Genomic DNA, 6,695 nt, shown 5'->3' with positions numbered 1-6,695 from the left:
CCCAGCCGCTCCTGCAGCGCGTTCAGGTCCTTGCCCTCATCCAGCAGCTTGCCGCGGGAATCCACCACGCGGAAGCTGACCCGCAAATGCGATGGCACGGCGTCCCAGTTCCAGGAGCCCGGCGGAATGACCTGTCCGCGGATCCGGCGCAGCACCAGTTCCAGCGAGGGTTCGAGCTCGTCCGTGGCGGGATCGAAGTCCGCTTCCAGCGCCGCGACGGCCTGGCGGGCCACGTCCGGGGCAGGAACGAAGTTCTTGCGGATCTGCTTGGGCAGCGACTTGATGAGCGCCGTGACGAGTTCCACGCGCTGCCCGGGGATCAGCCAGCGGAACGCGGCGTCGTCGAGCTGGTTCAGGAACAGCACCGGCACCTCTGCGGTGACGCCGTCGGATGGATTTGGCGGCGAACCGGGCGCGACTGGATGGAACTCGTAGCTCAGCGGCAGCTCGAAGCCCTTGTGCAACAAGGTCTTGGGATAGGCCGAATCGTCCAGGGCCGCGGCGTCCTCGCTGATCAGCAGGGACTGGTCGAAGTCGAGCAGCGTGGGATCCTGCTGCCGTGCGTCCTTCCACCACTTGTCGAAGTGCCGCTCCGAGACGACCTCCGCGCCGATCCTGGCGTCGTAGAACTCGAACAGTGTCTCGTCGTCCACCAGGATGTCGCGGCGCCGCATCCGGGCCTCGAGCTCCTCGACTTCGTGCAGCAGCGCGCGGTTGCGGTGGAAGAACTTGTGGTGGGTCTGCCAGTCGCCTTCTACCAGGGCATGGCGGATGAAGAGCTCGCGGCAGAGCTCCGGATCCACCTTGCCGTAGTTGATCCGCCGGCTCGGGATGATGGGCACGCCGTAAAGCGTGACCTTTTCGTGGGCCATCACCGCGCCCATCTTCTTGGACCAGTGCGGCTCGCTGTAGCTGCGCTTGACCAGGTCGGGGGCCACCTGTTCGGCCCAGAGCGGATCGAACTTCGCCGCGACGCGGGCCCAGAGCCGGCTCGTCTCCACGAGTTCGGCGGCCATCACGAACGTGGGTGACTTCTTGAACAGTGCCGAACCCGGGAAGATCGCGAAGCGGCTGCCGCGGGCGCCGGCGTACTCGCGCTTGCGCTCGTCGAGGATGCCGACGTGGCTCAGCAGCCCCGAGAGCAGGCTGATGTGGATGCCGTCGTGGTTGCCCACCGGATCGGCAAGGCGCTTGTTGTCCAGGCTGATGCCCAGCGGGCGGGCCAGCTGGCGGAGCTGGGCGAACAGGTCCTGCCACTCCCTGACCCGCAGGTAGTTGATGAATTCGTTGCGGCAGAGCCGGCGGAACGCCGTGGAGGACAGTTCCTGCTGCTTCTCCTGCAGGTAGTTCCACAGGTTCAGGTAACCGGTGAAATCCGAGTTTTCGTCCCGGAAGCGGGCGTGCTTCTCCGCGGCGAGCTGCTGCTTGTCTGTTGGACGCTCGCGCGGGTCCTGGATGGTGAGCGCTGCGGCGAGGATCATGACTTCCCGGACGCAGCCCCGCTTTCCGGACTCCACGATCATCCGGCCGAGCCTGGGGTCCACCGGCAGCTGGGCCAGCTGCTGTCCGACGGCGGTGAGCCCGCTGCCGGGACGGCCGGAACCGCGGCGCTGCCCGCCGTCGCGCTGCCCGCCGTCGTCCGTTGGCTCCTGCCGCGCGGCGGTCAGGGCGCCGAGCTCGCGCAGGAGGCTGACGCCGTCATTAATGGCGCGCGAATCCGGCGGCTCGACGAAGGGGAAGTTCTCCACGTCCTTCGGTCCGCGGGCCACGCCCATGGCGGTCATCTGCAGGATGACGGCCGCGAGGTTGGTGCGCAGGATCTCCGGATCCGTGAACAGCGGCCGCGACTCGAAGTCCTCTTCGGAGTACAGCCGGATCGCGATACCGTCGGAAACGCGGCCGCAGCGGCCCGAGCGCTGGTTGGCCGAAGCCTGGGAGACGCGCTCAATCGGCAGACGCTGGACCTTGGTCCGGTGCGAGTAGCGCGAGATCCGGGCCGTGCCGGTGTCGATCACGTACTTGATGCCGGGGACCGTCAGCGAGGTTTCGGCGACGTTGGTGGCAAGTACGATCCGGCGCTTGCTGCCGGGGTGGAAAACTTTGTGCTGCTCCTGCAGGCTCAACCGGGCGAAGAGGGGAAGGACCTCGGTGCCGGCGAGGTGCCGGTTGGACTGGATGCGGGCGTTGAGGGCCTCCGCTGCGTCGCGGATTTCGCGCTCGCCGGAGAAGAAAATCAGGATGTCACCGTGGGCTTCCAAGGCGAGCTCGTCTACGGCGTCGCACACCGCGTCGAGCGGGTCGCGGTCCTCCTCGAGTTCGTCGTCCGCGGCGGCACCTTCTCCGTCACCATCTTCGGCGCTGGCGCCGGTGCCGCCGGCCGGCTGGGAAAGCGGCCGGTAGCGGATTTCCACCGGGAAGGTCCGGCCCGACACCTCGATGATGGGGGAGGGCTCCTCGTCGCTGCCGAAGTGCTTGGCGAAGCGCTCCGGATCGATGGTGGCCGAGGTGATGATGATCTTCAGGTCAGGGCGCTGCGGCAGGATGCGCTTGAGGTAGCCGAGGATGAAGTCGATGTTGAGGCTGCGCTCGTGCGCCTCGTCAATGATGATGGCGTTGTACTTGCGCAGCAGCCTGTCGCGCTGGATTTCCGCCAGCAGGATGCCGTCGGTCATGAGCTTGACCTTGGTGGACCGGCTGACCTCGCCGGTGAAGCGGACCTGGAAACCGACTTCCTGGCCGATTTCGACGCCGAGTTCCTCCGCGATGCGCTCGGCCACGGTGCGGGCCGCGAGACGGCGGGGCTGGGTGTGGCCGATCAGCCCGTTTTCGCCCAGGCCGAGCTCAAGGCACATCTTGGGGATCTGGGTGGTCTTACCCGAGCCGGTCTCGCCGGCGATGATGGTCACCTGGTTGGCCGCGATGGCGGCCATAAGATCTTCGCGGCGCTCGGAGACCGGCAGCTCGGCGGGGTAGGAAATATGCAATGTCATGGCTGGAGACAGTCTACTGGGGTGGACTGTCCGCTGGGGTGGCGGCGGCTGTGCGTTCCTTCTATCGGGCCCGGTTGCTGCAGCCGGGCTGTTCCGTGCCTGCTTCAGGCCCCGCGCATGGTGAGGGCCCGGCTTGATGAGCCGGGCCCGATGGGCGTGTGGGCAAACGTGCGCGGACTTAGATGTTCCGCATCGTGTAGTTGATGCTCGGCAGGTCCCGGGCCATCCAGTATTCTTCCGAGCGGACGGGCGGAGTGTGGCCGAGGCCATCCTTGCGGAGGGCGGAGATCGTGGCGGTGACGCCGGCAAGAACCAGGATGATGAGGGCGATTCCGAGGAGTTCCATACCTCTATGGTTCTCCGGTCCGGGCCTTTAAAAAAGTGGCAGAAATGCCCAAAAAGCTATAATTTCTGCCACTGTTCTGTCAGGATGGAATCATGATCAAATCAGTGGCAATGATCGTGGTTCCCAACTTCTCGATCTTCGAGTTCGCGACGGCTTTCGAGGTCTTCGGCATCGACCGCTCGGACCGCGGAAACGGCGTGCCCGCGTTCGATTTCCGCGTCTGCGCGCCCGAGCCGGGCGACGTCCCGCTCAAGTCCGGCCTGTCCATGCACGTCGGCCTCGGGCTGGAAGCAACTGCGGACGCCGACCTGGTGGTGATGGCGCCGTACGGCCGGGACGAGGACGTTCCCGACTCCGTCCTGGAGGCGCTGCGGGCCGCCCACGCGCGCGGTGCGTGGGTGATGTCCATTTGTTCCGGGGCCTTCGCCCTGGCTCGGGCGGGCCTGCTCGATGGCCGCCGCTGCACCACGCACTGGCATTACTCCCAGGAACTGGCCACCCGGTACCCCGCTGTCCTGGTGGATGAAAACGTCCTCTACGTCGAAGACGGCCGGATCATTACCAGTGCCGGCACGGCCGCGGGGATCGATGCCTGCCTGCACCTCGTCCGCGTTGAGTTCGGCGCCAAGGTGGCCGCCGCCATCGCCCGGGACATGGTGGTCCCTCCGCACCGGGACGGCGGCCAGGCCCAATACATCGACCGGCCCATTCCGACGTGCGGCTCGGAGCCCATGGAGCAGCTGCTGCAGTGGATGGTCCGGCACCTGGACGAGGAACACGCGGTCAACGAACTGGCGGCCCGGGTCCATATGTCGCCGCGGACGTTTGCGCGGCGCTTCCGCGCGGAAACGGGAGCCACCCCCGCGGCCTGGCTTAATTCCCAGCGGGTGCTGCGCGCCCAGGAGCTGCTGGAGAGCACGGAGCTCAATATCGACGAAATCGCAAGGGAGTCCGGGTTCGGGCATTCGGTCCTGTTGCGGCACCACTTTGCCAAGGCGCTGGACACCAGCCCGCAGTCCTACCGGCGCACGTTCCGCGGGCACCTGGCCACGGCCTAAGCAGTTAAGGCATAAGCAGCAGCGGCTAGCCAAAGCCCGGCGGCGCCGATTCCTCGGCCGCGGCCCGGGCGCATTCGACGAGGTCGCGCCACGGGCCCGTCAGTTCACGCTCCGGCAGGACCGCCCGGCGCTGATCGGCCCGGATGCTGTACATGAACCGGTCCGGCTGGCCGGTTGTCCCGCTGGTTCCGGCGACGTCGTCCCACGGGCAGGCCTCGATCAGCGGCTGCCACCGGTCGGTGTCTTCCGGCGGCTCGGGCCGGACGGTCCACGTCCTCTTCATTCCGGCCACGCCGCCACTGCGCTGGACAGTTATCTTCATCGGACTCGGATCTCAATTGGACTCGATTTGCGGGGCCTGGGCTTATCGCCGGGCCCCCGGGAACTTTACTTTCACAGTTTCCCACGCGGAGCGCACGGCGTCATGTTCCTTGGAATCGTCCCCGAATAGCTCCTTGGCAGAGGCGGCAGTGGCCTTGGCGAAGGCACCGAACGTGGCGGTGGGGGACAGCGTGCCGCCCGTCAGGGTCTCGTACCAGATCTGTGCCGGTGCGTCCCAGGCATTGCCGCCCAAGGCCGTGGCCACCAGGCAGAACGCGCGGTTGGGGATGCCGGAGTTGATGTGCACGCCGCCGTTGTCCGCGCTGGTGCGCACGTAGCCGTCCATCGAGTCCGGCTGCGGGTCCTTGCCGAGCACGTCGTCGTCGTATGCCGTTCCCGGAGCCTTCATGGATCGCAGGGCGGACCCCTGCACCTGGTCGGTGAAGAGGCCTTCGCCGATCAGCCAGCTGGCCTCCGCCGTCGACTGCTTCCGCACATACTGCTCAACGAGGGCCCCGAAGACGTCGGACATCGATTCGTTCAGGGCGCCGGCCTGGTTGCGGTAGACCAGCCCGGCCGAGTACTGGGTCACGCCGTGGGTGAGCTCGTGCCCGATGACGCTCAAGGATTTCGTGAACCGCTCGAAGACCTGGCCGTCACCGTCGCCGAAGACCATTTGCTGGCCGTCCCAGAAAGCGTTGTCGTACAGGCGGCCATAGTGGACCGTGGCATCAAGGTGCAGGCCTTTGCCGTCGATCGAATTGCGTCCGAAAGCCTCGGCGTAGAGGCGGTGGGTGTGCCCCAGCCCGTCATAGGCCTCATCGGCGGCGGGATCGCCGGTGGCCGGTTCGCCTTCTTTGCGGACCACGCTGCCGGGCAGCTTCTCGGTGGACTTGGCGTCGTAGACCGTCCGTTCCGGCAGGGACGGCTTGAGTTCCCGCAGGCCCGGACGGCTGCCGGGCCCTGGCACTGTGCGGGAGGCCTGGAAGCCCGGGACGTGTTGCAGGGCCTGCTTTGCCCCGTGGGCGGCCCTGGAGAGCTCCGGCTTTTGCTGTGCGGCCAGCCTGCGGAGCAAATAGGGCGGAACGATAGAACAGGACGGAGTTGGATAGAACATGTGAGACCCCCTTCACGCTTCGGAGCGGGCAGGGTGGCCCGCCACCGATGAAAACAGCCTACGAGGGAGCACCGACAATCGGCAGGGGCAATGCCGCTGTTTTTCCGCGGTCTTTTGGCGGGATCGGGGCACAAAAAACCCCGCCGTTTCAAACGGCGGGGTTTTGTTCGTGCCCTCGATTGGAATCGAACCAACGACCTTCTGCTCCGGAGGCAGACGCTCTATCCCCTGAGCTACGAGGGCATCCAGGGATCCTGCCGTTGCGGGCGGGACGTCCTAGAGCTTAGCAGGAAGTTGGCCTCCAACGGAAAACCATGGAAAACGGTCGCTCATTTATAGAGTCAAGTGGAGTCAAGCTGCAGTCGAATGTGTCCTGGGTGCGTGGCAAGTCCCGCGGATTGGCCGGCGGCTCCGTAGCCGGCTCAGTAGCCGGTGAACGTATCCACATGGACCCGCCGGGCGCCCGCGCCACGTGCCGCGGCCCGCAGCGATCGCACACTGGCGGGCGAGCCGGAGACGAAGACCACCCGGCCGCTCCTCGATTGGAATCGAACCAACGACCTTCTGCTCCGGAGGCAGACGCTCTATCCCCTGAGCTACGAGGGCATCCAGGGATCCTGCCGTTGCGGGCGGGACGTCCTAGAGCTTAGCAGGAAGTTGGCCTCCAACGGAAAACCATGGAAAACGGTCGCTCATTTATAGAGTCAAGTGGAGTCAAGCTGCAGTCGAATGTGTCCTGGGTGCGTGGCAAGTCCCGCGGATTGGCCGGCGGCTCCGTAGCCGGCTCAGTAGCCGGTGAACGTATCCACATGGACCCGCCGGGCGCCCGCGCCACGTGCCGCGGCCCGCAGCGATCGCACACT

The 6,695-nt window shown here is 66.3% G+C and carries 5 protein-coding genes and 2 tRNA genes; 1 reads left to right on the top strand and 6 read right to left on the bottom strand.

Translation table 11 applies throughout. From position 1 onward, the window contains the following. Together hrpA and Y706_RS29550 are read right to left on the bottom strand one after the other, a co-directional pair. Positions 1–2,990 (bottom strand): ATP-dependent RNA helicase HrpA (gene hrpA / locus Y706_RS24075; RefSeq protein WP_043435253.1); only part of this gene is annotated, 2,990 nt, incomplete at its 3' end. A gap of 178 nt (positions 2,991–3,168) precedes the next feature. Beyond that, a complete protein-coding gene (locus tag Y706_RS29550) occupies positions 3,169–3,336 on the bottom strand; it encodes a hypothetical protein (protein ID WP_164468553.1) in 168 nt (55 codons plus the stop codon). Positions 3,337–3,428: 92 nt separating this feature from the next. On the opposite strand from Y706_RS29550, the gene Y706_RS0107285 reads away from it, so the two are divergent. Next, positions 3,429–4,394, top strand: a complete 966-nt coding sequence (locus Y706_RS0107285) for a GlxA family transcriptional regulator (RefSeq protein ID WP_028276082.1) — start codon at positions 3,429–3,431, stop codon at positions 4,392–4,394. 25 nt (positions 4,395–4,419) lie between these two features. Here Y706_RS0107285 and Y706_RS0107280 read toward each other — a convergent pair whose 3' ends face one another. From Y706_RS0107280 to Y706_RS0107265, 4 genes are all read right to left on the bottom strand, one after another. After that, complete coding sequence (locus Y706_RS0107280; protein ID WP_028276081.1) at positions 4,420–4,716, bottom strand: protealysin inhibitor emfourin; 297 nt, start codon at positions 4,714–4,716, stop codon at positions 4,420–4,422. 42 nt (positions 4,717–4,758) lie between these two features. Beyond that, complete coding sequence (locus Y706_RS0107275) at positions 4,759–5,832, bottom strand: M4 family metallopeptidase (RefSeq protein ID WP_043435250.1); 1,074 nt, start codon at positions 5,830–5,832, stop codon at positions 4,759–4,761. A gap of 170 nt (positions 5,833–6,002) precedes the next feature. Beyond that, positions 6,003–6,075: transfer RNA gene (locus Y706_RS0107270), tRNA-Arg, on the bottom strand. A 289-nt stretch (positions 6,076–6,364) separates the two neighbouring features. Beyond that, positions 6,365–6,438, bottom strand: a tRNA-Arg gene (locus Y706_RS0107265). Positions 6,439–6,695: the final 257 nt, after the last annotated feature.

It is taken from the genome of Arthrobacter sp. I3 (assembly GCF_000520575.1).
GTDB classification, from domain to species: Bacteria; Actinomycetota; Actinomycetes; order Actinomycetales; family Micrococcaceae; genus Arthrobacter; species Arthrobacter humicola_A.
Note: the sequence above shows the minus strand (reverse complement) of the source record. Positions and strands in the feature narration are given on the sequence as shown.

Bases quoted from the DNA above. Each gene is read 5' to 3' on its own strand.
- Y706_RS29550 (WP_164468553.1), bottom strand. From the start codon at position 3,336: ATGGAACTCCTCGGAATCGCCCTCATCATCCTGGTTCTTGCCGGCGTC.
- Y706_RS0107285 (WP_028276082.1), top strand. From the start codon at position 3,429: ATGATCAAATCAGTGGCAATGATCGTGGTTCCCAACTTCTCGATCTTC.
- Y706_RS0107280 (WP_028276081.1), bottom strand. From the start codon at position 4,716: ATGAAGATAACTGTCCAGCGCAGTGGCGGCGTGGCCGGAATGAAGAGG.
- Y706_RS0107275 (WP_043435250.1), bottom strand. From the start codon at position 5,832: ATGTTCTATCCAACTCCGTCCTGTTCTATCGTTCCGCCCTATTTGCTC.